The sequence below is a fragment of the Ruegeria sp. A4 genome (assembly GCF_056543025.1).
This window is the reverse complement of sequence record NZ_JBQGAW010000001.1, coordinates 1,642,531-1,667,691: the sequence shown is the minus strand read 5'-3', so window position 1 is coordinate 1,667,691 and position 25,161 is coordinate 1,642,531. Positions and strand designations below refer to the sequence as shown.

Genomic DNA, 25,161 nt, shown 5'->3' with positions numbered 1-25,161 from the left:
ATGGATAAGGCTTATCCGGGATGTTTTGCAGACAAGAAATTTATACTCGGTCCATCCTTCCACTCAACACGCCAGCGTCCGAAACAAGGACGTCAGAAGACCATCTGATAGCTGGCAAAACTCGTTACGATTCTGAGTCCGATAAACACAACAAATGTGGCGGAAAAGTGGCGCGACGCCTAAATCTGGGCCAAAATCACAATCTTATGACCGAGATCAGCCGCCCGTAATCGGCCTCGTTTGCATGTGTTGTGCGGCGGTAGGAATAGAACCGGTCCGGGTCGGAATATGTGCAGTGCCGGGTCCATTCCGCCTGCCCGACACCGGCCTGCCGCAATCGGTGCAAGCCAAAGGCGGGCAGGTCGAATTGCAGCCGGTCATCCTGTCCGTTTGCAAAGAACCGGGTGTTGTCTGGAGAATCGGCGATAAATGCGTCCAGAAACTCGGGGCCCACTTCGTAGGCGCGTTGCGAAATGCTGGGGCCGATGACGGCGTTGATATTCCGGCGTGTTGCGCCAAGCGCTTCCATGGCGTCCAGCGTCGCCTCCAGCACACCGTCAAGCGCGCCGCGCCAGCCCGCATGGGCTGCTCCGATCACATTGGCCGCGGGATCGGCAAACAGAACTGGCTGACAATCTGCCGTCAGAATCGTCAGCGCCAGACCGGGTGTCGCCGTCACGACCGCGTCCGCGCGCGGTTTTTCACCTTCCAGGGGCTGTTCAACCGTCAGAACTGTTGGGGAATGAACTTGATGCACGCCGATCATCGCCTCGGGCGCGACGCCCATCGCATCGGCAACCCGCCGGCGGTTCAGCGCGACAATTTCGGTTTGATCTGACGATCCATAACCGCAATTCAACCCGTCGAAGATACCAGAGGACGCCCCGCCGCGACGGGTGAAGAACCCGTGCCGAAATGGGGAAAGCAAGTCCGAAGTCAGAATTTCCAGTGTCATGGCTCTAATCCCGGCGGTGGTGCAGCATAGGCCGGATAGAGGCCCATCACCTTGAACAGATTTCCCATTTCGGCCGGATGCGTCAACCGGCGATGCGCGGCAGCCAGGGCATCCAGCTCGGAACCGCTCAGCGACCGGGACAAAGCCTGCGCCCGGGCGGTTATGCCAAGCCGTTCCAGAAACACGCCCTGCGGTGTCAGGCGTGTGTGCCTGGCTCCGCACGCGCGGGTCACGATGGCCAGAGGCTCAAAATCCACATGTGCCGTCAGGTCGGCCTGACCGGGTGACGCCAGCGGATCGGCGGGCTCGTGGTTTTGCAGGGCTTGCAGCGTATCACCCAACGAATGCCAGTCGCCATAATCGACAATCAGCGCGGCACCTCCGTGGCTGGCGATCCGACCGGCAATCACGGTCAGAATGGGGATCGCTGCCGCACACAGCTCGACCAGATCACCATCCTTGGTGTCCGAAAGCCTGTCTGCCAGCGCCACCTGCGGCCCGTTGGGGCCTCGGCCAAACAGCAATTCGCCGTCGCGTTCGCCGACCAGGCGTTCGCACCAGCCGTCACCGTCGCGCAGGAACTGCCGGACAGGCAGCGCGTCGAAGAACTCGTTCGCCACCAGCAGCAGTGGCTGGTCCGGCAACTCTGCGACACTGTCGGCCCAGTTCGGTGTGTAGTCCTTCAGCGTGTCCGCCTGCACCTGCTTCAGGGCAGGCGAGGCCTCGACCAGCACAATCCGGGCAGCATCGTGAAATCCCTGCACGGTTCGGGTGGCACGCAATATGTCACTCATCAGAGTGCCGCGCCCGGGCCCCAATTCGCACAGGGTGAATGGCGCGGGACGGCCCTGATCCATCCAGCATTGCGCAAGGCACAGCCCGATCAGTTCGCCAAACATCTGGCTGATTTCCGGTGCCGTGGTGAAATCCCCGGCCGCCCCCAACGGATCACGCGTCGTGTAATAGCCCAGCGTGGGATGCAGAAGGCATTCGGCCATGTAGTCGGCCACGCTCATCGGTCCATCCTGTCGGATGCGGGCGATCAGGCGATCGGTCAGGCTCATTTTGCCCGCCCTGCGCGAAAGACAAACCACAGGCCAAGCGCGATCATGGGCAATGACAGGATCTGGCCCATGGTCAGGCCATATCCGCCCAGATGCCAGGCCAATCCCAGCGGATTGCCGGGCGACACGAACTGCGCATCCGGCTGGCGGAAGAATTCAACAATAAAGCGCGATGCGCCGTAACCGGCCAGAAACGTGCCCATGATCAGGCCGGGTTTCTGAAAGGCCCCCCGGCGATAGACCAGCCACAGCAACAACGCGCCCAGCAACACGCCTTCCAGCGCCGCTTCATACAGCTGCGAGGGGTGCCGGGCGCACATTCCCGCAACCACGCCGGGGCAGTCCTGCGCGGCAAAACCGGGAAAGATGACGGCCCAGGGCAGCTCGCTCGGGCGGCCCCACAGCTCGGCATTGACGAAATTGGCAAGCCGCCCCAACAGCAGGCCGGGTGGCACGGTGTAGGCGACCAGATCACCCAGCGACAGGGCGGGGATCTGATGGCGGCGGGCAAACAGGTACGAGGCCAGGATCACGCCCAGCAGTCCCCCATGAAACGCCATACCGCCCTGCCAGACCTTCACGATCTCAAGCGGATGCGACAGGTAATAGCCGGGTTGGTAAAATAGCACGAAACCCAGCCGCCCGCCCAGGATCACGCCCAGAATGATCCAGGTGACCAGATCCTCCAGTTGGTTCGGTTTCATCGGCGGGCCGTCCGTAGACCACACGGCAGGGCGGCGCAACGCCATGACTGCCAGCCGCCACGCAATCAGGATGCCCGCGATATAGGCCAGCGCATACCACCTCAACGCGAACTCCATCCCGAACAGCGAGATCGAGAACAATTCGGGCGACAGATCGGGGAAATTCAGAACAGCCTGCATGTGCGTCTCATTGCCCGGGGTTTGCAGGGCAAGTCAACCTTGAGCCTGCGGCATTCTTTCCCCATATAGAGATCAACCGCGATACCGGAGTAGTGATATGCAAACCCGCAACAAGATACTGGACGACATGTCCCAGCTGATGACCAACGCCATGGGTGTCGCGCAGGGCGCGCGGGAAGAGGCCGAGAACGCGATGAAGTCGATGATCGACCGCTGGCTGGCCGACCGTGATTTCGTCACCCTCGAAGAATTCGACGCCGTCCGTGCCATGGCCCAGAAAGCGCGCGAAGAAAACGCCGCACTCGAAGCCCGCATTGCCGCGCTCGAGGCGAAACTGGACAAGTAACGCCGCGGGCGTTCCCTGAATTCACAGTTTTGGACAAAGTCTGACGCCGCGCAATCCGACCGGGATTGTGCGGTGTCGTGCATTCTGACGCATTGCGGGATTTAATCAAGACAAAGCTGACCCGGCAGCCAATATTTTGATCCCCGTTGCCTTCTGTCCACAACTTATTGCTGTTATCCCCAACAAATAGGGTTGCCAGAACACACGCCACATCGCACCATATTTAGTACAGGCCTATGGGGGAAGCCCGGTTTGTAGAGCAGGCAACTAGCGCTGGGGCGCTGCCAGCCCCAAAATGCTAGAGATTAGTGAGGTGGCATTATGGCCCTTTCCGAGCAGTATCTCGAAGAAGACATTCATCCGATCGACATTGTTGAACATCTGGCCGAACATCACGACTGGGATTTTGACCGCATTGGGGACGATCAGATCGCCATGGCTGTCGAAGGCCAGTGGCGGACGTATTCGATTACCCTCGCCTGGTCCAACTATGACGAAACGTTGCGGATGGTGTGTTCGTTCGAAATGGAACCACCGGCCGAGCGGGAAATGCAGCTCTATGAGCTGCTCAACAAGATGAATGATCAGTGCTGGGCAGGTGCCTTTACCTATTGGGCGAACCAGAAGCTGATGGTGTACCGGTACGGGTTGGTCCTTGCCGGAGGGCAGACAGCCAGCGCCGAACAGATCGATACGATGATCACCGCCGCCGTCATGAGCGCGGAACGGTACTATCCGGCGATTCAACTGGTCACCTGGGGCAATCGAGAGCCAGAAGAAGCCATGCAAGTGGCCATTGCAGAGGCCTACGGCCGGGCGTAAAGCTTTGCCCCGAACCGATATGTAACGCGGGAGGGGCAAATGGACATGACGCGTGTGGCCGAACAGGGGCTTGTGCTTCTGGGGTGCGGAAAGATGGGGTCCGCAATGCTGGCGGGATGGCTGGAACACGGCCTCCCGCCAGCGTCCGTTTGGGTAATCGATCCGCACCCGTCCGACTGGCTGAAGGCGCAGGGCGTCAATATCAACACACCCTTGCCCGAAGCCCCCGCCGTGGTTTTGGTTGCGGTCAAGCCGCAGATGATGGGCGAGGCCTTGCCCGCCATTCAGGCGCTGGGCGGTGGCAGCACGCTGTTTGTTTCGGTCGCGGCGGGCACCTCGATTGCCTCGTTCGAATCCGTTCTGGGCGGCGATACTCCGATCATTCGCGCAATGCCCAACACCCCCGCCGCCATTCGTCGGGGCATCACCGCGCTGATCGGCAACGGCCACGCCTCGGCCGAGGATCTGGCTCTGGCCGAAAATCTGCTGTCGGCGGTGGGTGAGACGGTGCGTCTTGAAGACGAGACGCAGATGGATGCGGTCACCGGCCTCAGCGGATCCGGTCCTGCCTATGTGTTCCATCTGATTGAAACACTTGCCAAAGCCGGCGAGGCACAGGGTCTGCCGCGTGACCTTGCGATGAAACTGGCCAAATCCACGGTGGCCGGGGCCGGCGCACTGGCGATGGCCGCTGATGAGGATCCGTCTCAACTGCGGATCAATGTAACATCGCCGAACGGCACGACCCAGGCCGCGCTTGAGGTGCTGATGCATGAAGAACGCGGCTTCCCTGACTTGCTGCACCGTGCCGTCAAGGCCGCAACCGACCGATCCAAGGAGCTGTCACGTGAATGAGATTTCTTTCGACGATTTTCTCAAGGTCGATATCCGCGTGGGCGAGGTGATCCGCGCCGAACCTTATCCCGAAGCCCGCAAACCCGCGATCAAGATGTGGATCGACTTTGGCGATGAGATCGGCGAGCGCAAGACGTCGGCCCAGATCACCGCGCATTATGATCCGTCGACCTTGGTGGGCAAACAGGTCATGGCCGTGGTCAATTTCCCCCCTCGCCAGATCGGCAGGTTCATGTCCGAAGTTCTGGTGCTGGGTCTGCCCGATGAAAACGGCGAGATTGTTCTGATCGGTCCCGACGGCCGAGTTCCGACAGGCGGGCGGATGCATTGATGAACCTGCTGATCACACGCCCGATGACGCCGGCAGTCGAGGCCCGCGCCCGCGCCGCGTTTGACGTCGAGATTCGAGAAAATACGGCGCCCATGTCGGGGCAGGAAATGCTGTCGGCGCTGACGGATTTCGACGTGGTCGTGCCCACGCTGGGGGATCAGTTTTCGGCTCGGATTTTTGCGGATGCAGGCGCGCCTCGGTGCAAGCTTCTGGCCAATTTCGGCGTCGGCTACAACCACATTGATGTCGAGGCCGCGCGCGCAGCGTCGGTCGAGGTGACCAACACGCCCGGCGCAGTCACCGACGCCACGGCGGATATCGCCATGACCCTGCTGTTGAGCACGGCCCGACGCGCGGGCGAAGGCGAACGGCTGGTCCGCGCAGGCCAATGGCAAGGCTGGCATCCCACGCAGATGCTGGGCCATCATGTAACGGGCAAACGCGTCGGTATCGTCGGGATGGGCCGTATCGGGCAGGCCATCGCGCGCCGGTGCCATTTCGGTTTCGAAATGCAGGTGGCCTATCAATCCCGCAGCGCCAAGCAACTGGACTTTCCGGCCGAGTTCACACCTGAACTTGAATCACTCGCCGCATCGGTCGATTTCCTTGTGCTCGCCGTTCCCGGCGGTGCCAAAACCCGACATCTGATCGACGCGCAGGTTCTTCAGGCGATGAATCCTTCGGCCATTCTGGTCAATATCGCGCGGGGCGAGGTCGTGGACGAAGCGGCCCTGATCGCGGCGCTGCAATCGGGTCAGATTGCCGGGGCCGGGCTGGATGTCTACGAGTTTGAACCCAAAGTGCCCCGGGCCCTCTGTGAAATGGACAACGTCACCCTGCTGCCGCATCTGGGCACGGCCACCGAAGAGGTACGCAGCAGCATGGGGCACATGGCGCTGGATAACGTGGCGGCCTTTGTGGCGGGCGAGGCGTTGCCCAACCCGGTCTAGTCGCCCACCGCCTCGCGCCAGTGTTTGCGGCACAGCGAAACATAGGTCTCGTTGCCACCGATCTGAACCTGGGCACCTTCGGTGATGGCATTGCCGTTTTCGTCCTGACGTATCACCATCGTGGCCTTGCGTCCGCATTTGCAGATGGTGCGGACCTCGCGCATCTCATCAGCCAGGGCCAGCAGCGCGGCTGATCCGGGAAACAGCTTGCCCTGAAAATCCACCCGCAGCCCGTAGGCCAGCACCGGTACGTCCAGATCGTCGACCGCCCGGGCCAGCTGCCAGACCTGAGCTTCGGACAGGAACTGTGCCTCATCGATGAACACGCAGGTTACCGGCCCGTCGTCCAGACGGTTTCGGATCATCGCGAAGACATCGTCGCCGGGCGTGAAGGTATCGGCCTCCTCCGAGATGCCGATGCGCGATGCGATCCGTCCGGCACCCGCCCTTCCGTCAATGGCCGCGGTCATCAGGTAGGTCTGCATCCCACGCTCGCGGTAGTTGTGCGAGGCTTGCAGCAACACGGTCGATTTCCCCGCGTTCATGGTTGAATAGTTGAAATACAGCTTTGCCATGACGCGGGTCTAAAACGCTTGGGGAAAAGGAACAAGATATCAATCGTTTTGATGGAGCGACGTCGCCGTTGCGTTCGCAGAGGCCGAGCTACGCTCTAGGGGATGGAACCCCCACATCTGCAACAGCGACGCCGTCGGCCAACATGTGGCCAAAACGCAGCAAGGTTTAACAATATCACCCTGCAATCACTCGTTACCGGCTTGAACTGCCGCCACTCACTCACAAAATCCCCCGCATATCTGAGGGATAGCCAATGTATGACATTTCAATTATGACTTAGTTATGGGAAATTTACCCACGCTTTCCCCCGTTTGGACATCGGGCAGGCGTTTGCAGGTAACAAAGGTAAAACAATGGCAGATATCGGGGCCTATCTGAAAAAACACACAGAAGCGCTGGTCAAGGATGTTGGAATCGAAGCCGCGTGTGAAATTACAGGGAAATCCAAGGCCACTTTAGGACGATACTATTCCGACAATGCTGAACACGAGGACCGGTTCATGCCAGTGGACGCGGTGGCCCGCCTTGAAAACGCGGCGACGTATCCGCATGTGACGTCGGCTTTGGCGGATCTGAAGAACATCACCTTGTCTTATAGCGATCGCAACACCTCTACCCCCCGCACCGGTGGTGTCAATTCGGATGTCATTGCGCTCAGCCAGCGGTTTGCGATGTTGATGACCGAGTATCAGGCCGCAATCGAAGACGGAATCATCACCGTCAACGAAGCAAAACGGTTGCTGAAAGAAACCAGTTTGCTGCAACAGGTTCTGATCGAGATGAAGCTGCATCTGGAAGAAGAAAGCGTCAGCTAGCCGGGGTCGGGAACCTTTGCGCCCATGACTGGCCAGTTTTCGCCTGTGCGGCGTACCTCTTTTCATGCTCGAAAAGACAGAAACGCTGACCGTGCCTGTTGCCTCAATTCAGTCACGTCTGTCCTGTAAGGTCCGTCGCGGGCAAGAACGTCAAGGGCAGTGGACCATGCAGAAATCGCAGGGAACATACAGCATTTTCGCAGACCGGGTGGTGCTGCGTTTTTTTGTATGCGCCTATGCGGCACTTCTGGTGTTGATGGCCCTAAGTGGTCATCAGGAAGGCTCTGATGACGTGATGCGCTGGGTGGTCGTGCAGGATCTGTTGCAGGGGCAGGACTGGTTCGACAGCCATCAGTATCGGCTGGGCCCCGAGGGCGGTACGCTGATGCATTGGTCTCGATTGATCGACGCGCCGATTGCCTTGCTATACGGAACATTCGGGTTGGTTTTGCCGCCCGATATGGCCCTTCAGGTGACGGCATTCGTCTGGCCCTCACTTTTGGCGGGTCTGACCTTGTGGGCCTTTGCGGTGACGGGCAGCGTTTTGGGCGCGCGGGAAGGCGCTGTTTCGGCGCTGGTTGTGGGTGTGTTGGCGCTCGAACACTCGCGGAAGTTCGACTATTTTTCGTTTGATCACCACAATGCTCAGATTCTTCTGTTCGCCACGGCCCTGATGTTGTTCGCATTGCGCAGGGACAAACCATATGCCGGATGGTTGTTGGGTGCCTGCCTGGCGCTTTCGGTATCGATAGGCACCGAATCGATATTGCAGATCGCACTTGTCGCCGTGTTTTTTACCATTGACTGGATCGTAAACGGCGAACCGACCCGTCGCCGGACCATGGCGTTTGGTATCGGGTTGGTCCTGACGCTTGTGCTGACCAGCCTTGCAACAACGAGACACGAGGCCTTTCTGTTTCCAAGCTGTGACGCCCTGACTCTCAGCGTGGCATTGCCGGCGAGCGTTGCCGCGGCAGGGCTTTGCATTGCGGCCCGGATCGGGTCTGGCTGGTCACTTTGGGGTCGCATCGGCGCATGCGTTGCGGTTGGTATGGCGACATTGGCCTGCGCTTACGGCTTCGCCCCGCATTGTCTCAGCAACCCGATCGAAGCCCTGCCACAGGACATGCGCGGCTATTGGCTGAGCCAGGTGGCGGAAGCCCAGAAAATCAACGTCATTCTGCAACTGCACCGGGGCGAAGCGCTGGCCCTGATCGCGATGTCGATCCTGTGCATGGCAGCCGCCCTGATCTTTGCAGTCAGATCGCCTTTCAGACTGGAATACGCCCTGTTTCTGGCTCTGATCGTGACCGGCCTGGTGGTGTTCCTGTATCAGTCCAGAATGATGACATTCCTGGGTGTTTCGCTGGTGGCTGTCCAGGCGCAGATCCTGCGTATCCTGTACAGCTCTTATGCAAGCCGTCGCCGCGCGTTGTCAGGGTTTGCGATGGTTGCTTTCATCCTCTGCATCTCGCCGAAAACCGGCGCCAGCATCGATGAGCAGCTGGGGCGTTTTGCCGGGCCGTCCCTTGCCGCTTCCGCGATGCCGGCCCGACAGTCACAGCAGAATTCGGGGGCATCCTGCAAAACGCCCGAAGCCTATGCGGCCCTGCGTGATCTTCCAGCCGGCAGGGTCCTTGTTGATTTCGACTTTGCCGCAAACGTGCTGCGCCATACCGACCATTCCGTTCTGGCGGGCAATTATCACCGGAATCAGGCTGGAATTCTGGCGCAGATCGAACTGTTCCGATCGGACGCCGACCAGATCGGATCACGTCTGACCGAGCTGGACGTGGATTACGTCATGCTCTGCACGTCCGCGCCGCGCGCCGAATTCTGGTCCTGGGCGTCACAGGGCCGTGGTTTGCAGTCGCGATTGATTGCGGGTGAAATCCCGGCCTATCTCGGGCGGATACAAGCTGCGGAAGGCGCAGCCTTTCAGGTCTTTCAAGTGGCTGGGGCAGGCTAGGCCAGACAAGATCAACCGTCAGGCGTGGCGCTTCACGATCACCGACCCGACCGAATACCCGGCGCCGAAAGAACAGATCAGGCCCAGATCACCCTCCTGCAAGTCGTCGGAATACTTCGAAAACGCGATGATCGACCCCGCAGATGACGTGTTGGCATAATCCTGAAGGATGTTGGGTTGCTCGCCCGGCTCGGGTTCGCGGCCCAGAACTTTCTTGCCGATGAAGTCGTTCATCGTCTTGTTGGCCTGATGCAGCCACAGGCGTTTCAGATCAGAGTTTCCGACCCCTTCGGCATCCATGTGGTCGCTGATATGCTTGCTGACCATCGGCAGTACTTCCTTGAATACTTTCCGACCGTTCTGCATGAACTGCATGTCACGCCGGTCGGCCAGCCCGTCAGGGCGCGAGCGGCGCAGAAAGCCGTTGTTGTTGCGGATATTGTTGGAAAACGCAGTGGCGCAGCGCGTCGACAGGATTTCGAAATGCGGCCCTTGTGCGTCTTCGATCCGTTCGATCAGCGTAGCCGTCGCCACATCGCCAAAGATGAAATGGCAATCGCGGTCGCGCCACTCCAGATGACCCGAGCAGATTTCGGGGTTCACCACCAACGCCGCCCGCACCGATCCCGACCGCACCATATCCGCCGCGGCCTGAATGCCGAACGTGGCTGACGAACAGGCGACGTTCATGTCAAAGCCGAACCCGTTGATCCCCAGTTCCTGCTGAATTTCGATCGCAATCGCCGGATAGGCGCGCTCGTGGTTCGAAGCCGCGCAGATTACCAGATCAACATCCGCCGCCGTGCGCCCCGCCTGTGCCAGCGCCTTGTTGCAGGCATCCACCGCCATTTCGGTCATGATGCCGGGTTCATCATCGCTGCGCTGCCGCAGCAGTGGATGCATCACGTCCGGGTCCAGCACGCCGCTCTTGTCCATCACGTAGCGGTTTTCGATCCCCGATGCCTTGACGATGAACTCTTCCGATGAATGCTGCATCGGCTCCATCTGACCGGCGGCGATGGCTTCGGCATTCTTGGCGTTCTGCTTGTCGGCATAAGCGTTGAATGCCTCGACAAGCTCGGCATTGGTGATGACGTTCTGAGGCGTGAAGACACCGGTTCCGGTGATGGCGGGGGTATACATGGCGAGCCCTGAATGTTTCGGATTTGCCCAAAATGCAGTCACGTTGTGATTTGATCAAGGTATGTTGACCTAAGGGAATGTGCGCAAAGCCGCAACTTCATATCTTGAATAGTTCAGAAACTGAAGTATATGACCCCTCCAAACGCGCGGAGATCCCCGATGCCCGACGATATCAGCACCAGGCTTGGCCGCCTCAGCCCCGAGATTCAGGCGATCATGGGGGTATATGCCCTGTACTGGAAACTGGAAGAGACATTCGACAGCATCGAAACCGACCTGAGCCACCCCGAATGCCACATGCTGATCAAGCTGGATCAGCCGAAACGCATGGGGGTTCTGGCTGCGGATATGCTGAGTGTACCGTCCACAATCACCGCCACGGCGGATTCGCTGGAAAAAGCCGGCTATCTCACGCGCGAGCGTGACCCCGAAGACCGCCGCGCCTGGTTGCTGGTGCTGACCGAGCGTGGCGAAGAATCCCGCAACATGCTGGTGGCCGAGGCCGGAGACCTGTTTCACAGGGCCTCGGGCCTGAACGACGAAGAAACAGCCGAATTCGCGCGACTGGCGCGCAAAATCCGTGACAACGTTTTGAAAACGGGAATTCCCGAGGGACTGAAGAAATGAAACTCCTGACCTCTCTGGGCCTTGCACTGGCCGTTTTGGCAACTCCGATTGCCGCTCAAGATACTCCGAAACCGGTCAAGCTGATGCAGGTGCACGAAACGACGCCCGGCTTCACCCGCCAGTTCTTCGGTCGTGTTGCCGCGCGGCAGACGGTCGATCTTGCCTTTCAGGTCGCCGGTCAGATCGTCGAAATGCCGGTCAACGAAGGGTTTGTCATCCCCAAAGGCGGCCTGATTGCGCGACTGGATCAGGAGCCGTTCGAACTGCGGCTCGAACGGGCGCAGCTGCAAAAGGAACAGGCCGACCGCACCGTCGCACGCCTGTCGCGTTTGCGGGGTACTACGGCCAGCCAGGTGGCGGTCGATGACGCAGAGACCGAAGCGCAACTGGCCGCGATCGCACTGCGCGATGCCGAATACGAACTGGAACACGCGACTCTGACCGCGCCATTCGACGCGCTGGTCTCCAGCCGCGCGGTCGAGGCTTTCACCACCGTATCGGCCGGCACGCCGATCGTCCGCATCCACGACATGTCCGAATTGCGCATCGAGGTGGATGTGCCCGAGATCCTGTTTCAACGCTCGGGCCAGAACGACGACATCACCATCACCGCCAAATTCCCCGTAAGCGATGAAGTCTTCCCGCTGGAAATCCGTGAATTCGACGCTGAAACCTCAAGCGTCGGGCAGACCTTCCGCATTCAGTTCGGCCTGACCCCACCCGAGGGGCTGCAAATTCTTCCCGGCTCGTCCGTCACCGTCAACGTAAAGGTCCAGGACGAGCGCACAGGCATCATCGTGCCGGCGACGGCCGTCATCGCGGATGCAACAGGTGAGCTGAGCGTCATGGTGTTCTCTCCGGCTGGTGCGGATGAAGGCACGGTCCGCCGCGTTCCGGTGACAATCGAACCCACGCAGTCGGGCGATGTTCGGGTGTTGAAAGGCTTGTCCGACGGTGACGAAGTTGTTGTGGCTGGCGGTGCTGTGCTGACAGACGGTCAGCCCGTGCGCCGTTTCACCGGCTTCGCGAACTGAGGGGCAGGCAGATGAACATCGCGCGCGCCTCGATTGATCGACCGCTTTACACATGGCTGATCATCCTCATTGCCCTCTTTGGTGGCATCTGGGGATTCACGTCGCTTGGTCGTTTGGAAGACCCGGCTTTCACCATCAAGAACGCGGTCATCGCCACGCAATATCCCGGTGCCACGGCGGAACAGGTGGCGCTTGAAGTGTCCGAACCCCTTGAATCCGCGATCCAGCAGATGGGCGAGGTGGACGTCATCACCTCGGTCAACCAACCCGGACAATCGCTGATCGAAGTAGAAATCAAGTCGACCTACGACGGGACCGAACTGCCCGATATCTGGACCCGCCTGCGGGCCAAGGTGCGCGATGCCGCCCGCGGGCTTCCGTCGGGTGTCAGCCAACCCTATGTGAATGACGGGTTCGGTGATGTGTTCGGCCTGTTCTATGCGGTGACCGCCGAAGGGTTTTCGGACGCCGAAAAGCATGAACTGGCAACGTTTCTGCGTCGCGAACTGCTGACCGTGGACGGCGTCGCCGATGTCGAGGTTCAGGGCCTGCCGGACGAGGCGATTTTTGTAGAGCCCGATCTGGCGATCTCGGTGAATCAGAACGTCCCGCTGCAAGCGATCAACGAAGCCATAGCCAACGCGGATTCGGTGAATTCCTCGGGGTCTTTGCGGTCTGAAGATGCCCGTACCACCATTCTGACGGCCGAGGGTTCGGACAGTGTCTCGGCCATTGCGGGCCTGTCTGTCGGCTCGCAAGGGCAGGTGATCAACCTGTTCGACATGTCCGATGTCTATCGCGCCCGTCAGAACGATCCGGACATCATGATCCGCTATAACGGGACCGAAGCCTTTACCCTCGGCATCGCCGGTCTGGCGACGGAAAACATCGTCGAGGTCGGCAAGCGGGCTGACGCCAAATTTGCCGAGCTGGATGCGAATATCCCCTTCGGTGTCGATATTCTGCCGATCTACCAGCAACATGTGGTGGTCGAGCAGGCCTCGAACGACTTTCTGGTGAATCTGGCCATGTCAGTGGCCATCGTGGTCGCCGTACTGGGAATCTTCATGGGCTGGCGCGCGGCCATCGTCGTCGGTTCGACCCTGTTGCTGACCGTAGTCGGCACGCTTCTGTTCATGTCGCTGTTTTCGATCGAGATGGAGCGAATTTCACTCGGGGCCCTGATTATTGCCATGGGGATGTTGGTGGACAACGCCATCGTGGTTGCCGAAGGGATGCAGATCGCGATGTTGCGCGGCAAGTCCTCGCGCGATGCCGCTGAAGATGTGGCGTCGAAAACCCAGATCCCGCTGCTTGGGGCCACCGTAATCGGTATCATGGCCTTTGCAGGCATCGGTCTTAGCCCCGACGCAACGGGCGAGTTTCTGTTTTCCCTGTTTGCGGTGATCGGCATTTCGCTGCTGCTCAGCTGGATACTTGCCATCACGGTCACGCCTTTGCTTGGGCACTATTTCTTCAAGCAGGGCAAGGAGGGTGAGATCGACGCCTACGGGGGCATCCTGTTCCGCACATATGGCGCGATCCTGCGGTTTGCGCTCCGTTTCCGGTGGCTGGTTGTTGCGGGTCTCATCGGCGTAACCGTTGCGTGCTATGCCGGGTTCGGGTTGATGAAACAACAATTCTTCCCCAACTCGAACACGCCTTTGTTCTTTGTGCATTACAAGCTGCCTCAGGGCACGCCGATTGCCCGCACGGCACAGGACATGGCGGTGTTCGAAGATTGGCTGACCCAACGCGATGACGTGGTTTCGGTCACGACATTTGTCGGTCAGGGGGCAACCCGGTTCATGCTGACCTATTCGGCAGAGAAACCGAACCCGAGCTATGGTCACATGATCATCCGCACGGAAAGTCTGGATGACATCCCGGCCTTGCAAGCGGATCTGGAAGCGTTCGGGTCGGTCCAGTTCCCCGAAGGCGAGTTCGGAACCAAGCGCCTGGTGTTTGGCCCCGGCGGCGGCGATCCGATCCAGGCCCGGTTCTCGGGCAGCGATCCGGTGGTACTGCGACAACTTGCGGACGAGGCCGTGCAGCGCATGGCGGCGGCGTCGCCCAACGCCCTGCTCGTTCATCATGACTGGCGCGAACAGGAACTGGCGGTGCAGCCGATCTATGCCACGGAACGGGCCCAAACCGCGGGCGTCACGCGCGAAGATATTGCGGCCACGCTGCAATTTTCGACCGATGGCATCACGGGCGGTGTGCTGCGGGAACGTGACCGCCTGATCCCCATCATCCTGCGTCGTCCGGCGGACGGAGATTATTCCATCGTCGATCAGGTGGTGTATTCGGACCAGTCCGGGAAATTTGTACCAATCGAACAGATGGTCGATGGATTCGAGTACAAATCCCTCAATACGCTGGTTCATCGCCGCGATCGTGTACTGACCATCACTGTCGGCGCGGACATCCCGCCCGACCTGACGGCGGCTCAGGTACACGCCGAAGTTCGGGACGCCATCGAGGCCATCGAACTGCCACCGGGCTACAAGATGGAGTGGGGCGGTGAGTTCGAAAACTCGCGCGACGCGCAGGAAAGCCTGGGTAAACAGTTGCCGCTGAGCCTGCTGATCATGGTGCTGATCTCGGTCCTGCTGTTCAACGCGATCCGTCAGCCGATCATCATCTGGCTGCTGGTTCCGATGTCGGTCAACGGCGTCGTCATCGGCCTGTTGGGAACTGGGCTGCCCTTCACCTTTACAGCCCTTCTGGGCCTGCTCAGCCTGTCGGGCATGCTGATCAAGAACGGCATCGTGCTGGTGGAAGAGATCGACCTGGTTCGCGCCACGGGCAAACCCCTGCGCGAATCCATCGTCGAAGCCTCGGTCTCGCGTTTGCGCCCGGTGATGCTGGCTGCGATCACGACCATTCTGGGCATGGCGCCGCTGCTGACCGATGCGTTCTTCGTCTCGATGGCGGTGACGATCATGGGCGGGCTGGCTTTTGCGACCGTCCTGACAATGGTCGCCGCGCCGGTGTTCTACCTGCTCTTCTTTGCTCGCGATGAAAAACGCGAGGCGCTGGCAGCCTGAACACTGGCCTCTTGTGGGTCCAGCTGAAAAGCTGGGTCCAATCAGGTTAGATCAAAGGAACAAACGGCACGTCACAGGCGGCCAGTGCAGTGAAGATTGCGAGAACCAGAAATGTGCGCATTGTTTCATTCTCCTTATGCCTGAACGAAATGCGCGCCCGTTGAGTTCAGGTCAACGGGCGCGCCTCTTTTCGTTCACTGATGAGCCAATTGTGGCTCAGGCGGGTTAGCCCTGTAACGACTTCACCTCGACATCCCCTTCGGCCTGCGCCTTGATCGCCAGAGCGGCAGCATGACTTGCGGCGGCCGTGGTGTAATACGGGATCTTGTCATAAAGCGCGATGGACCGGATGGCCTTGCTGTCCTCGACGGCCTGCGCGCCTTCGGTGGTGTTCATCAGCAGTTGAACCTGACCGTCTTTCAGCATGTCGACCACGTCCGGGCGGCCCTCATAGACCTTGTTGACCACGTCGCATGGCACACCCTGTTCCGCCAGCCAGCTTTGCGTGCCGCGGGTGGCGACCAGCGTGAAGCCTTGTTCGACCAAAACCTGTGCGGCCTCGAGCATCGCCGCGCCCTTGTCGGCATCCTTGATCGAAATGAAGGCGCGGCCCGAGGTCGGCAGCACCATGCCCGCGCCCATCTGCGCCTTGAGGAAGGCGCGCGGAAAATCGCGGTCCCAGCCCATGACCTCGCCGGTCGAGCGCATTTCCGGGCCCAGGATGGTATCGACGCCCGGAAAACGGGCGAAGGGCAGGACCGCCTCTTTCACCGAGAACCATGGCATGTCCGGGTCGGCCAGCGTCATCTGATCTGCGATCTTGGTGTCGTCCACGGTCTTGTAGGGCGGACGCTGCGGGAAGCTCGCCAGCTTTTCGCCTGCCATGACACGCGCGGCGATGGACGCAATCGCACTGTCGGTGGCCTTTGCCACGAACGGCACGGTGCGCGAAGCGCGCGGGTTGACCTCGATCAGGTAGATCTCGTCATCCTTGATCGCGAACTGAACATTCATCAGGCCGACAACGTTCAGCGCCTTGGCCAGCTTGAACGCCTGATCTTTGATCTGCGCGATGATCTCTTTCGACAGCGAATAGGGCGGCAGCGAACAGGCCGAGTCGCCCGAGTGCACGCCGGCCTCTTCGATATGCTGCATGATGCCTGCCACATGCACATCGGTGCCGTCGCACAGCGCGTCCACGTCCAGCTCGACCGCGCCAGCCAGATAGCTGTCCAGCAGAACGGGGCTGTCGCCCGAGACCACCACGGCCTCGTTGATGTAGCGTTTCAGCTGGTCCATGTCGCGCACGATCTCCATCGCGCGGCCGCCCAGAACGTAGGACGGGCGGATCACCAGCGGAAAGCCGATCTCTTCTGCAATCTCCAGCGCCTGCGCGTCGGTCGAGGCGATGCCGTTCTTGGGCTGTTTCAGCCCCAGTTCGTTGACAAGTGCCTGGAAACGTTCGCGATCTTCGGCCAGGTCGATCGCGTCGGGCGTGGTGCCCAGGATCGGGATGCCCTCGGCTTCAAGCGCGTTGGCCAGTTTCAGCGGAGTTTGACCGCCAAACTGAACAATGACGCCGTGCAGCGTGCCGTTTTCCTGTTCCTTCGTCAGGATTTCCATGACGTGTTCAAAGGTCAGCGGCTCGAAATACAAGCGATCCGAAGTGTCATAATCGGTCGAAACCGTCTCGGGGTTGCAGTTGATCATGATGGTTTCATAACCCGCTTCGGTCAGCGCGAAGCAGGCGTGGCAGCAGCAATAGTCGAACTCGATGCCCTGACCGATGCGGTTTGGGCCGCCGCCAAGAATGACGACCTTTTTGCGGTCGCTCGGGCGCGCCTCGCATTCGACCTCGCCCATCATGGGCGCTTCGTAGGTCGAATACATGTAAGGTGTCTGCGCCTCGAACTCGGCCGCGCAGGTGTCGATGCGTTTGAACACCGCTGAAACGCCCAGATTGCGGCGCGCTCGGCGGACGTTGTCCTCGTCACGGCCCGTCAGCTTGCCCAGACGCGCATCGGTGAAGCCCAGCATTTTCAGCTTGCGGATGCCGTCCTCGGTGACCGGCAGGCCGTCCTTGCGGAGTTGACGCTCGGCCTCGACGATCTCGCGGATACGGGCCAGAAACCAAGGGTCGAACTTGGTGACGCCGAAAATCTCGTCATCGCTCAGGCCATGGCGCATCGCTTGCGCAATGGTGCGCAGGCGGTCAGGTGTCTGCTGGCTGATCGCCTTGATCGCGGCGGCCTTGTCGTCGGCCTCGTCCCAGAGGCCCACGTTCAGGCCGGGGATTTCGACCTCATCAAAGCCGGTCAGGCCCGATTCCATCGAGGCCAGTGCCTTTTGCATCGATTCGTGGATCGTACGGCCAATCGACATCGCCTCGCCCACCGACTTCATCGCGGTGGTCAGGTAGGGCTCGGAACCGGGGAACTTCTCGAAGGCGAATTTCGGAATTTTTGTCACGACATAGTCGATGGTCGGTTCGAACGAAGCCGGTGTGACCTTGGTGATGTCGTTGTCCAGTTCGTCCAGCGTGTAACCCACGGCCAGTTTCGCAGCGATCTTCGCGATCGGGAAACCGGTGGCCTTGGATGCCAGCGCCGACGAGCGCGACACGCGCGGGTTCATCTCGATCACGACCATGCGGCCATCGACCGGATTGATCGCCCATTGCACGTTTGAGCCGCCGGTTTCGACACCGATTTCACGCAGCACGGCAATCGAGTGATTGCGCATGATCTGGTATTCTTTGTCGGTTAGCGTAAGGGCAGGGGCCACGGTGATCGAGTCACCCGTATGCACGCCCATCGGATCGACGTTTTCGATGGAACACACGATGATGGCGTTGTCGGCAGTGTCGCGCACCACCTCCATTTCGTATTCTTTCCAGCCCAGAAGGCTTTCGTCGATCAGGATCTGACCTACGGGCGAGGCATCCATACCCGAGCGGCAAATATGGATGTAATCCTCGCGGTTATACGCCACGCCGCCACCGGTGCCGCCCAGTGTAAAGGCCGGGCGGATGATGGCAGGAAGCCCCACGGTTTCAAGGGTTTCAAGGGCCAGCGCCACACCGGCATCCAGGTCTTTCTTGCCGCTCTCGTCCTTGGGGGCGGTAACGATCTCGGCCTTGGGGTTTTCGATGCCCAGCCGGTCCATCGCCTCGCGGAACAGGGCGCGGTCTTCGGCCATTTCGATGGCATCGCGCTTGGCGCCGATCATCTCGACGCCGAATTTTTCCAGCACACCCATTTCTTCCAGTGCCAGCGAGGTGTTCAGGCCGGTCTGTCCGCCCATGGTGGGCAACAGGGCGTCAGGGCGTTCTTTCTCGATGATCTTGGCGACCACTTCGGGTGTGATCGGCTCGATATAGGTGGCGTCGGCTAGACCGGGGTCGGTCATGATCGTCGCCGGGTTCGAGTTCACCAGAATGACCCGGTATCCTTCCTCTCGCAGGGCCTTGCAGGCCTGAGCACCGGAATAGTCGAATTCACAGGCCTGACCGATAACAATGGGGCCCGCCCCAATGATCATGATCGACTGGATGTCGGTTCTTCTCGGCATGGCCTTGTTCCTTCGATTGTCCGCGAGTCAGGGCACCGCCCCAGCGCCCAAATTGTCCTGCGTTATAGGGACCGCGCAAAAAGGTGCAAGAGGTATCGGAAACAGGGGCGAAATTGCCGCTTTCCCCTCTTTCACTTGGCAGAGTATTCTCTATACGGCCCCTCACGGCAAATGAGGATGCAAGTGCGTATTCGTTTCGATCAGGGACCGGCCGGGCGAGGAACCCGGTTTCAGCGTCCGTCTCAGGTGATCTGCGCGGATGTGGCGGAGGACGTGCCCCAGGCTCTGGCGGCATTGGACGAGGCGCGCGCAGCTGGTGCCTGGCTGGCAGGGTATGCCAGTTACGAGCTGGGCTATGCGCTTGAACCCCGGCTCAACGGTCTTTTGCCGGAAGAACGACGCCTGCCTTTGTTGTGCTTTGGGGTCTATGATGCACCGGATCGGGTCGCCCTTCCGTCGCCTGCGGGCGAAGTGGGCGCATTCCGGCCGCGATGGGATGAAGCGCGATATGGCAAGGCCTTCAGCGCCGTGCATGACGCCATTGGTGCCGGCGACATCTATCAGGCCAACCTGACCTTTCCGATTGATCTGACCGTCTCGGGCAACAGCGAAACGCTCTATGCCGCGCTGGCGGCGGGGCAGCCGGTGGGCCACGGAGCACTGGTGCAGCAGGATGGGCTGCCCGATCTGCTCAGCCGCTCGCCGGAGTTGTTTTTCCGCACCGATGAGGGTGGGAGGATCGAAACCCGGCCGATGAAGGGCACGCAACCGCGCAGTGAAGACCCGGATGAGGATGCGCGCCGCCGGGCTTTTCTGAGCGCGGACGAAAAGAATCGGGCCGAGAACCTGATGATTGTTGATTTGCTGCGCAACGATATCAGCCGCGTCGCGCTGCCCGGATCCGTTCATGTGCCTGACCTGTTCCGGGTGGAAACCTATGCCACCGTACATCAGATGGTCTCGCTGGTGCGGGCGCAGCTGCACAAATGCGTGGGGTTGGGTGAAATACTGACAGCACTGTTTCCCTGCGGGTCGATCACCGGAGCCCCCAAGATCCGCGCGATGGAAATTCTGGCGGAACTGGAGCCATGGGCGCGCGACATCTATTGCGGGACGATTGGCTGGGCCGCGCCGGATGGTCGGTCCGAGTTCAACGTGGCCATCCGCACCTTGATGCTTGAGGATGATCAGGCCACTCTGAACGTAGGCGGCGGTGTCGTTTGGGACAGCACCGCCCCGTCAGAGTATGAGGAGGCGTTATGGAAAGCCCGCTTCGCCCGCCAGCTGAACCTGATTTCAGCCTGATTGAAACACTGGCCTTCTGCCCGGATCAGGGCTTTGTCAGGCTGGACCGCCATCTTGCACGAATGGCCCGTACTGCGCGGGTGTTCGAGATTCCTTTCAACCCCGATGAAGCGACCGCCCGACTGAATGGCGCTGCTTGTGACACCCCGCTGCGTTGCCGCCTTACGCTGGATGTGTCGGGCTCGTTCGATCTGTCGACCGGCGAACTGGTGGACAATCCCAGAACCTGGCGCGTCGCTCTGTCGGATCAGCGTCTGGCTTCAAATGACCTGTGGTTGCGTCACAAGACCACGCGCCGTGCGCTCTATGATTCCGCGCGCGCAACGCTGCCCGAAGGGGTGGACGAACTGTTGTTCTTGAATGAACTGGATGAGCTTTGTGAAGGCACCATCACGAACCTGTTTCTGGAAATGCCTGATGGCCGGGTTCTGACGCCCGCTTTGTCCTGTGGGCTCTTGCCGGGGATACTGCGCGAAGAACTGCTGGAAAACAAAGCAGTCACCGAAGCCGTGCTGACCTTGACCGACCTGAAAAATGCGCAAACTGTGCGGATCGGAAATTCACTGCGCGGACTGATCGAGGTGGAGCTGATAGACGGGTGACAAAAAACAGCATGATGATCGGACCGCCGGTTGCATTGCGACGGCTGCGGCTGGAATTTGGCCTGTTCTATATTGGCTTGCCGCTGCTGATCGCTGTTCTTTTCCCTCCGAACTGGATGTTTCCGGCGCTGTTTGCGCTGACCGGGCTTGGTATCGTGCTGCTGCACCGGACGCCCGGGTTTCAATGGGCCGAGCTTCGTTATGACTGGGCCAACTGGACCCTGCGCGAGGTGGCTCTGTTTTCTGCTATCGTGGCTGCCTTTTGTGTTGGGTTGATTCAGATCACGCGCCCGGAGGCCGCGTTCTTCCTGCTTGTGCACCGGCCCGAGATGCTGGCGTTCATCTGGGTCGGCTATCCATTGCTGTCGGCCCTGCCGCAAGAGCTGCTGTTCCGCCCTTTGTTCTTTCGCCGCTATCACGCGATCCTGCCCGAGGGGCGCGCGGCCTATCTGCTGAATGCGGCCATATTCTCGTTCGCGCATCTGATGTATTGGAGCTGGATCGTCGCCCTCATGACATTCGCGGGCGGGCTGCTGTTCACATGGGCCTACCGGCAGCGGGGCTCCTTCTTTTATGCGGTGCTGCTGCATGCAATAGCGGGCAATATCATCTTTGCGGTGGGGCTGGGCGTCTATTTCTACTCAGGCAATGTGCAAAGGCCGTTTTGACGGGGCGACCCGCCTTGACTTTCCAAGCCTGACAGGGTGTATCGGCGCGACGAATTCTGCGCCCGAAGGGATATGATCCATGCACGCCTATCGCAGCCACACCTGCGCCGCTCTGACCGCCGCCAATGTCGGTGAAACCGTCCGCCTGTCCGGTTGGGTGCATCGGGTTCGAGATCATGGGGGCGTGCTGTTCATCGATCTTCGCGACCATTTCGGCGTAACCCAGATCCTGTGCGACGGCGACAGCGCCGCCTTTGCCGAGCTGGAAAAGGTGCGGTCCGAATGGTGCATCCGTATCGACGGCACCGTCAAAGCCCGTGACCCGGACCTGGTGAACCCGAAACTGCCCACCGGCGAGATCGAGGTTTACGTACGCGAACTGGAAGTTCTGGGGGCCGCCGACGAATTGCCGCTGATGGTATTTGGCGAACAGGAGTACCCCGAGGAAACCCGCCTGCGCTATCGCTATCTGGACCTGCGCCGCGAGGCGATGCAACGGAACATGACCTTGCGCTCGGACGTGGTTGCGTCCATGCGTAAACGGATGTGGGATCAGGGCTTTCGCGAGTATCAGACGCCGATCATCACCGCCTCGTCGCCCGAAGGCGCGCGCGACTTCCTGGTGCCTTCGCGCCTGCATCCGGGCAAATTCTATGCCTTGCCGCAAGCCCCGCAGCAGTTCAAGCAGCTGATCATGGTGTCGGGCTTCGACAAGTATTTCCAGATTGCACCCTGTTTCCGGGACGAAGATCCACGGGCAGACAGGTCGCCCACCGACTTCTACCAGCTGGATCTCGAGATGTCCTTTGTAGAGCAGCAGGACGTGTTCGACGTCATTCAACCTGTTCTGACCGGCGTGTTCGAAGAATTTGGCGGCGGTCGCAAGGTTGATCAGGACTGGCCGCAAATTTCCTACAAGGACGCGGCGCTGTGGTACGGCACCGACAAGCCGGACCTGCGGAACCCCATCAAGATGCAGGTGGTATCCGAGCATTTCCGCGGTTCCGGTTTCGCGATCTTCGCCAAGCTGCTTGAACAGGAAGGCACCGAGATCCGCGCGATCCCCGCGCCGGGCGGCGGCAGCCGCAAGTTCTGCGACCGCATGAACGCCTTTGCCCAGAAAGAGGGTCTGCCAGGCATGGGCTATATCTTCTGGCGCGATCAGGGTGAAGGGATGGAGGCTGCGGGACCGCTGGCCAAGAACATCGGCCCCGAACGCACCGAGGCAATCCGTCAGCAACTGGGTCTGGGTGTCGGCGATGCAGCCTTCTTCCTGGGCGGCAAGCCAAAAGCCTTTGAAAAGGTTGCCGGCAAGGCGCGTGACGTGATCGGTGAGGAATTGAACCTGACCGAAAAAGACCGTTTTGCCTTTGCCTGGATCGTGGACTTCCCGATCTATGAGCAAGACGAAGAAACCGGCGCGATCGACTTTGAGCACAACCCGTTCTCGATGCCGCAGGGCGGTATGGAGGCGTTGCAGGGCAACCCGCTGGATGTGCGCGGCTACCAGTATGATCTGGCGTGCAACGGGTACGAGCTGGTTTCAGGCGCGATCCGGAACCACAAGCCGGAAATCATGCTGAAGGCCTTTGAACTGGCGGGCTATGGCGAGGATGAAGTGAAATCCCGCTTTGGTGCCCTGTTCAATGCCTTCCACTACGGCGCCCCGCCACACGGTGGATGCGCGGCTGGTATCGACCGGATCGTGATGCTGTTGGCAGATGAGGCCAATATCCGCGAAGTCATGATGTTCCCGATGAACCAGCGTGCCGAAGATCTGATGATGGACGCACCTTCGGACCCGACCTCGGATCAGTTGATGGAGCTGGGTCTTCGCATTATCCCTCAGGACCAGTAAAAAAATCCGCCCGCGTATCGCGGGCGGTTTTTTTTGCACGCAGGCAGCCTGTGTCAGTCCAGCGGATCTTTCAGATTGGTTCGGTTGACGCGGATGGAACGCGCGGCCTGCCGTGTTTGGCGGTACAGCCAGATGCACAAAAGGGTTGCAGTGATGAAATAGGCTGTCACCATTTCAAAGCGCCTCTCGCTGTTCCAGTCGGTTCTGCACCATCCCGGCAACCTGCGCCGCCTGCGCCATGATCGGCGTCCCGTTCGCGCGTGACAATGCCAGCTTTCGCGCTGCTTCCGCCAAGGGCCTGTCATTTGCCTCGCGCGCGACGCCGTGCAGGAACTGTGCGGCGTAGTCCAATGTGCGGTGATCGTTGGGACCAGCGAGCACATCGGCGATATGGGCCATGTCGTCCTGATAGGCCAGAGGGTCAGGGCGGATGATTTCATCGCGCACGGCATGAAGCCCGCTGGGCCGCCGGTCCTCTGGCAGGCGTTCCAGAATGGATTTTTGAAAATGTGACATTGATTTTAGCGGCTTGGACAAAAACCCATCCGCGCCGGCCGCCAGAGCCATGTCTTCGCTGCCGTCATCGCCCGAAAGGCCCATGATGACACTGATACGGGGCGTGGCCTCGGCCAATTCGGCGATCAGGTCGGCGCCGGAACCGTCCGGCAGGCCCATATCGACCAGAATGACCGAAGGCCGATAGATCTGTAGATGCCTTCGGGCCGATTTCAGGCAATCCGCACGGCGAATGCGCGCGCCGCTGTGTAGGCACATCAGGCGGATGGCATCGCAAGCGTACCGGCTGTCTTCGACAACCAATATGGTCTGACCCAGCAAGGGTCGAGTCGCGGTGGGCGCGGCGGTGGTGGTGGCAAGTAGGCCCGAATCGTCCATGGCAGCTCTCCTATGCAGCAGATGCTTCACGCTAGGAACTTCTGGCTAACACGACGTTAACGCGCGATTTGGCGCACTTGTCCTTTGGCGGATCAGCCCCCATAACCCATGCAACGCAGGACAGCAGGAGTGAGACATGATTGGACGTCTGAACCACGTCGCCATCGCCGTACCGGATCTTGATGCGGCGTCCGAGCAATACCGCAACGCGCTGGGCGCCAAAGTCGGCGCGCCGCAGGACGAGCCGGATCATGGTGTCACGGTCGTGTTCATTGAACTGCCCAACACCAAGATCGAACTTCTGTATCCGCTGGGTGACGACAGCCCGATCAACGGGTTTTTGGAAAAGAACCCGGCCGGCGGCATCCACCATGTATGTTACGAGGTCGAGGATATCATCGCGACCCGTGATCATCTGAAAGCGACCGGAGCCCGTGTTCTGGGATCAGGTGAGCCCAAGATCGGTGCGCATGGTAAACCGGTTCTGTTTCTGCACCCCAAGGATTTCAACGGCTGCCTGGTCGAGCTGGAGCAGGTATAACCCCCAGCCCCGGAGGGCCTGAAATGACCATTACTGCCGCGCTGGTGTTGTTTGCCGTCATCTGGTTCATGACGTTGTTGGTGGTGCTGCCCATTCGCATCAAAACCCAGGGCGATCTGGGTGACATCGTTCCCGGCACGCATGCGGGCGCGCCGGAAGTGCATCACATGAAAAGAAAGATGTGGATCACCACCGGTATCTCTGTGGTTCTGTGGGCGATCATCTCTGGAATCATCCTGTCGGGCGTGATCTCGGTGCGGGATTTCGACTGGCTGAACCAGTTGGAGCCAAGGTAATCC

The 25,161-nt window shown here is 60.1% G+C and carries 23 protein-coding genes; 16 read left to right on the top strand and 7 right to left on the bottom strand.

Features of this window, described 5'->3' with window-relative positions; all coding sequences use genetic code 11:
• Window positions 1–196: 196 nt before the first annotated feature.
• From pgeF to lgt, 3 genes are read right to left on the bottom strand one after another with little or no spacing between them, the layout of a single operon-like run.
• The gene (pgeF, locus tag ACR0E2_RS08220; RefSeq protein ID WP_480446054.1) at window positions 197–955 is read right to left on the bottom strand and encodes a peptidoglycan editing factor PgeF; all 759 of its coding nucleotides are present in this window, start codon (window positions 953–955) and stop codon (window positions 197–199) included.
• Entirely contained in the window at window positions 952–2,019 is a 1,068-nt protein-coding gene (locus ACR0E2_RS08215) for a class I SAM-dependent methyltransferase (protein WP_480446053.1), read from the bottom strand. Before ACR0E2_RS08215 ends, pgeF begins: the two co-directional genes overlap by 4 nt.
• Window positions 2,016–2,903 carry a prolipoprotein diacylglyceryl transferase gene (gene lgt, locus ACR0E2_RS08210; protein WP_480446052.1) on the bottom strand — a complete coding sequence of 296 codons (888 nt, stop codon included), beginning with the start codon at window positions 2,901–2,903 and terminating at the stop codon, window positions 2,016–2,018. Before lgt ends, ACR0E2_RS08215 begins: the two co-directional genes overlap by 4 nt.
• Window positions 2,904–3,000: 97 nt before the next feature.
• Here lgt and ACR0E2_RS08205 point away from each other — a divergent pair, with 97 nt between their 5' ends.
• The 5 genes from ACR0E2_RS08205 to ACR0E2_RS08185 all read left to right on the top strand — a co-directional run bounded on the left by ACR0E2_RS08205 (window position 3,001) and on the right by ACR0E2_RS08185 (window position 6,207).
• The gene (locus tag ACR0E2_RS08205) at window positions 3,001–3,249 is read left to right on the top strand and encodes an accessory factor UbiK family protein (RefSeq protein ID WP_480446051.1); all 249 of its coding nucleotides are present in this window, start codon (window positions 3,001–3,003) and stop codon (window positions 3,247–3,249) included.
• Between the two features lie 321 nt (window positions 3,250–3,570).
• Window positions 3,571–4,071, top strand: a complete 501-nt coding sequence (locus tag ACR0E2_RS08200) for a type III secretion system chaperone family protein (RefSeq protein WP_152458973.1) — start codon at window positions 3,571–3,573, stop codon at window positions 4,069–4,071.
• A gap of 39 nt (window positions 4,072–4,110) precedes the next feature.
• On the top strand, window positions 4,111–4,926 hold the full coding sequence (proC, locus tag ACR0E2_RS08195; protein ID WP_480446050.1) for a pyrroline-5-carboxylate reductase: 816 nt from the start codon (window positions 4,111–4,113) through the stop codon (window positions 4,924–4,926).
• Window positions 4,919–5,257 carry a tRNA-binding protein gene (locus ACR0E2_RS08190; RefSeq protein ID WP_480446049.1) on the top strand — a complete coding sequence of 113 codons (339 nt, stop codon included), beginning with the start codon at window positions 4,919–4,921 and terminating at the stop codon, window positions 5,255–5,257. The genes proC and ACR0E2_RS08190 overlap by 8 nt, the downstream gene beginning before the upstream one ends.
• Window positions 5,257–6,207, top strand: coding sequence for a 2-hydroxyacid dehydrogenase (locus tag ACR0E2_RS08185; RefSeq protein ID WP_480446048.1), 951 nt, complete (start codon window positions 5,257–5,259; stop codon window positions 6,205–6,207). The genes ACR0E2_RS08190 and ACR0E2_RS08185 overlap by 1 nt, the downstream gene beginning before the upstream one ends.
• Here the strand turns inward: ACR0E2_RS08185 and ACR0E2_RS08180 are convergent.
• A complete protein-coding gene (locus tag ACR0E2_RS08180) occupies window positions 6,204–6,782 on the bottom strand; it encodes a thymidine kinase (protein WP_152458970.1) in 579 nt (192 codons plus the stop codon). The two genes, ACR0E2_RS08185 and ACR0E2_RS08180, sit on opposite strands and share 4 nt — an antisense overlap.
• Window positions 6,783–7,136: 354 nt before the next feature.
• Between ACR0E2_RS08180 and ACR0E2_RS08175 the strand changes: the two genes are divergently transcribed.
• Entirely contained in the window at window positions 7,137–7,598 is a 462-nt protein-coding gene (locus ACR0E2_RS08175) for a hypothetical protein (protein ID WP_152458969.1), read from the top strand.
• Between the two features lie 64 nt (window positions 7,599–7,662).
• The gene (locus ACR0E2_RS08170) at window positions 7,663–9,567 is read left to right on the top strand and encodes a hypothetical protein (RefSeq protein WP_480446047.1); all 1,905 of its coding nucleotides are present in this window, start codon (window positions 7,663–7,665) and stop codon (window positions 9,565–9,567) included.
• Between the two features lie 18 nt (window positions 9,568–9,585).
• Here the strand turns inward: ACR0E2_RS08170 and ACR0E2_RS08165 are convergent, their stop codons facing one another.
• Window positions 9,586–10,710 (bottom strand): beta-ketoacyl-ACP synthase III, encoded by a 1,125-nt coding sequence (locus tag ACR0E2_RS08165; RefSeq protein WP_171329287.1) that lies wholly within the window; start codon window positions 10,708–10,710, stop codon window positions 9,586–9,588.
• Window positions 10,711–10,869: 159 nt separating this feature from the next.
• Here ACR0E2_RS08165 and ACR0E2_RS08160 point away from each other — a divergent pair, with 159 nt between their 5' ends.
• Genes ACR0E2_RS08160 through ACR0E2_RS08150 form a run of 3 tightly spaced genes read left to right on the top strand, consistent with a single transcriptional unit; the run spans window position 10,870 to window position 15,424 of the window.
• Window positions 10,870–11,337 (top strand): MarR family winged helix-turn-helix transcriptional regulator, encoded by a 468-nt coding sequence (locus ACR0E2_RS08160; RefSeq protein ID WP_480446046.1) that lies wholly within the window; start codon window positions 10,870–10,872, stop codon window positions 11,335–11,337.
• Window positions 11,334–12,371, top strand: coding sequence for an efflux RND transporter periplasmic adaptor subunit (locus ACR0E2_RS08155; RefSeq protein ID WP_171168889.1), 1,038 nt, complete (start codon window positions 11,334–11,336; stop codon window positions 12,369–12,371). Before ACR0E2_RS08160 ends, ACR0E2_RS08155 begins: the two co-directional genes overlap by 4 nt.
• Window positions 12,372–12,382: 11 nt before the next feature.
• On the top strand, window positions 12,383–15,424 hold the full coding sequence (locus tag ACR0E2_RS08150) for an efflux RND transporter permease subunit (protein WP_152458964.1): 3,042 nt from the start codon (window positions 12,383–12,385) through the stop codon (window positions 15,422–15,424).
• A gap of 225 nt (window positions 15,425–15,649) precedes the next feature.
• Here the strand turns inward: ACR0E2_RS08150 and carB are convergent, their stop codons facing one another.
• On the bottom strand, window positions 15,650–18,994 hold the full coding sequence (carB, locus tag ACR0E2_RS08145) for a carbamoyl-phosphate synthase large subunit (RefSeq protein WP_480446045.1): 3,345 nt from the start codon (window positions 18,992–18,994) through the stop codon (window positions 15,650–15,652).
• Window positions 18,995–19,171: 177 nt separating this feature from the next.
• On the opposite strand from carB, the gene ACR0E2_RS08140 reads away from it, so the two are divergent.
• From ACR0E2_RS08140 to aspS, 4 genes are all read left to right on the top strand, one after another.
• On the top strand, window positions 19,172–20,299 hold the full coding sequence (locus ACR0E2_RS08140) for an aminodeoxychorismate synthase component I (protein ID WP_480446189.1): 1,128 nt from the start codon (window positions 19,172–19,174) through the stop codon (window positions 20,297–20,299).
• Entirely contained in the window at window positions 20,254–20,901 is a 648-nt protein-coding gene (locus ACR0E2_RS08135; RefSeq protein WP_480446044.1) for an aminotransferase class IV family protein, read from the top strand. Before ACR0E2_RS08140 ends, ACR0E2_RS08135 begins: the two co-directional genes overlap by 46 nt.
• Entirely contained in the window at window positions 20,898–21,569 is a 672-nt protein-coding gene (locus ACR0E2_RS08130) for a CPBP family intramembrane glutamic endopeptidase (RefSeq protein WP_480446043.1), read from the top strand. Before ACR0E2_RS08135 ends, ACR0E2_RS08130 begins: the two co-directional genes overlap by 4 nt.
• A 79-nt stretch (window positions 21,570–21,648) precedes the next feature.
• Entirely contained in the window at window positions 21,649–23,427 is a 1,779-nt protein-coding gene (gene aspS, locus ACR0E2_RS08125; protein WP_480446042.1) for an aspartate--tRNA ligase, read from the top strand.
• A gap of 174 nt (window positions 23,428–23,601) precedes the next feature.
• Here aspS and ACR0E2_RS08120 read toward each other — a convergent pair whose 3' ends face one another.
• Window positions 23,602–24,321 carry a response regulator gene (locus ACR0E2_RS08120; RefSeq protein WP_480446041.1) on the bottom strand — a complete coding sequence of 240 codons (720 nt, stop codon included), beginning with the start codon at window positions 24,319–24,321 and terminating at the stop codon, window positions 23,602–23,604.
• A gap of 136 nt (window positions 24,322–24,457) precedes the next feature.
• On the opposite strand from ACR0E2_RS08120, the gene mce reads away from it, so the two are divergent.
• Window positions 24,458–24,862: a methylmalonyl-CoA epimerase gene (gene mce, locus ACR0E2_RS08115; RefSeq protein ID WP_480446040.1), complete on the top strand. Its 405-nt coding sequence runs from the start codon at window positions 24,458–24,460 to the stop codon at window positions 24,860–24,862.
• A gap of 23 nt (window positions 24,863–24,885) precedes the next feature.
• Entirely contained in the window at window positions 24,886–25,158 is a 273-nt protein-coding gene (locus tag ACR0E2_RS08110) for a DUF1467 family protein (protein ID WP_480446039.1), read from the top strand.
• The last annotated feature ends 3 nt before the right edge of the window (window positions 25,159–25,161 follow it).

Coding starts and splice junctions, on each gene's coding strand:
- pgeF (WP_480446054.1), bottom strand. CDS start 955: ATGACACTGGAAATTCTGACTTCGGACTTGCTTTCCCCATTTCGGCAC.
- ACR0E2_RS08215 (WP_480446053.1), bottom strand. CDS start 2,019: ATGAGCCTGACCGATCGCCTGATCGCCCGCATCCGACAGGATGGACCG.
- lgt (WP_480446052.1), bottom strand. CDS start 2,903: ATGCAGGCTGTTCTGAATTTCCCCGATCTGTCGCCCGAATTGTTCTCG.
- ACR0E2_RS08205 (WP_480446051.1), top strand. CDS start 3,001: ATGCAAACCCGCAACAAGATACTGGACGACATGTCCCAGCTGATGACC.
- ACR0E2_RS08200 (WP_152458973.1), top strand. CDS start 3,571: ATGGCCCTTTCCGAGCAGTATCTCGAAGAAGACATTCATCCGATCGAC.
- proC (WP_480446050.1), top strand. CDS start 4,111: ATGGACATGACGCGTGTGGCCGAACAGGGGCTTGTGCTTCTGGGGTGC.
- ACR0E2_RS08185 (WP_480446048.1), top strand. CDS start 5,257: ATGAACCTGCTGATCACACGCCCGATGACGCCGGCAGTCGAGGCCCGC.
- ACR0E2_RS08180 (WP_152458970.1), bottom strand. CDS start 6,782: ATGGCAAAGCTGTATTTCAACTATTCAACCATGAACGCGGGGAAATCG.
- ACR0E2_RS08175 (WP_152458969.1), top strand. CDS start 7,137: ATGGCAGATATCGGGGCCTATCTGAAAAAACACACAGAAGCGCTGGTC.
- ACR0E2_RS08170 (WP_480446047.1), top strand. CDS start 7,663: ATGCTCGAAAAGACAGAAACGCTGACCGTGCCTGTTGCCTCAATTCAG.
- ACR0E2_RS08165 (WP_171329287.1), bottom strand. CDS start 10,710: ATGTATACCCCCGCCATCACCGGAACCGGTGTCTTCACGCCTCAGAAC.
- ACR0E2_RS08160 (WP_480446046.1), top strand. CDS start 10,870: ATGCCCGACGATATCAGCACCAGGCTTGGCCGCCTCAGCCCCGAGATT.
- ACR0E2_RS08155 (WP_171168889.1), top strand. CDS start 11,334: ATGAAACTCCTGACCTCTCTGGGCCTTGCACTGGCCGTTTTGGCAACT.
- ACR0E2_RS08150 (WP_152458964.1), top strand. CDS start 12,383: ATGAACATCGCGCGCGCCTCGATTGATCGACCGCTTTACACATGGCTG.
- carB (WP_480446045.1), bottom strand. CDS start 18,994: ATGCCGAGAAGAACCGACATCCAGTCGATCATGATCATTGGGGCGGGC.
- ACR0E2_RS08140 (WP_480446189.1), top strand. CDS start 19,172: ATGCAAGTGCGTATTCGTTTCGATCAGGGACCGGCCGGGCGAGGAACC.
- ACR0E2_RS08135 (WP_480446044.1), top strand. CDS start 20,254: ATGGAAAGCCCGCTTCGCCCGCCAGCTGAACCTGATTTCAGCCTGATT.
- aspS (WP_480446042.1), top strand. CDS start 21,649: ATGCACGCCTATCGCAGCCACACCTGCGCCGCTCTGACCGCCGCCAAT.
- ACR0E2_RS08120 (WP_480446041.1), bottom strand. CDS start 24,321: ATGGACGATTCGGGCCTACTTGCCACCACCACCGCCGCGCCCACCGCG.
- mce (WP_480446040.1), top strand. CDS start 24,458: ATGATTGGACGTCTGAACCACGTCGCCATCGCCGTACCGGATCTTGAT.
- ACR0E2_RS08110 (WP_480446039.1), top strand. CDS start 24,886: ATGACCATTACTGCCGCGCTGGTGTTGTTTGCCGTCATCTGGTTCATG.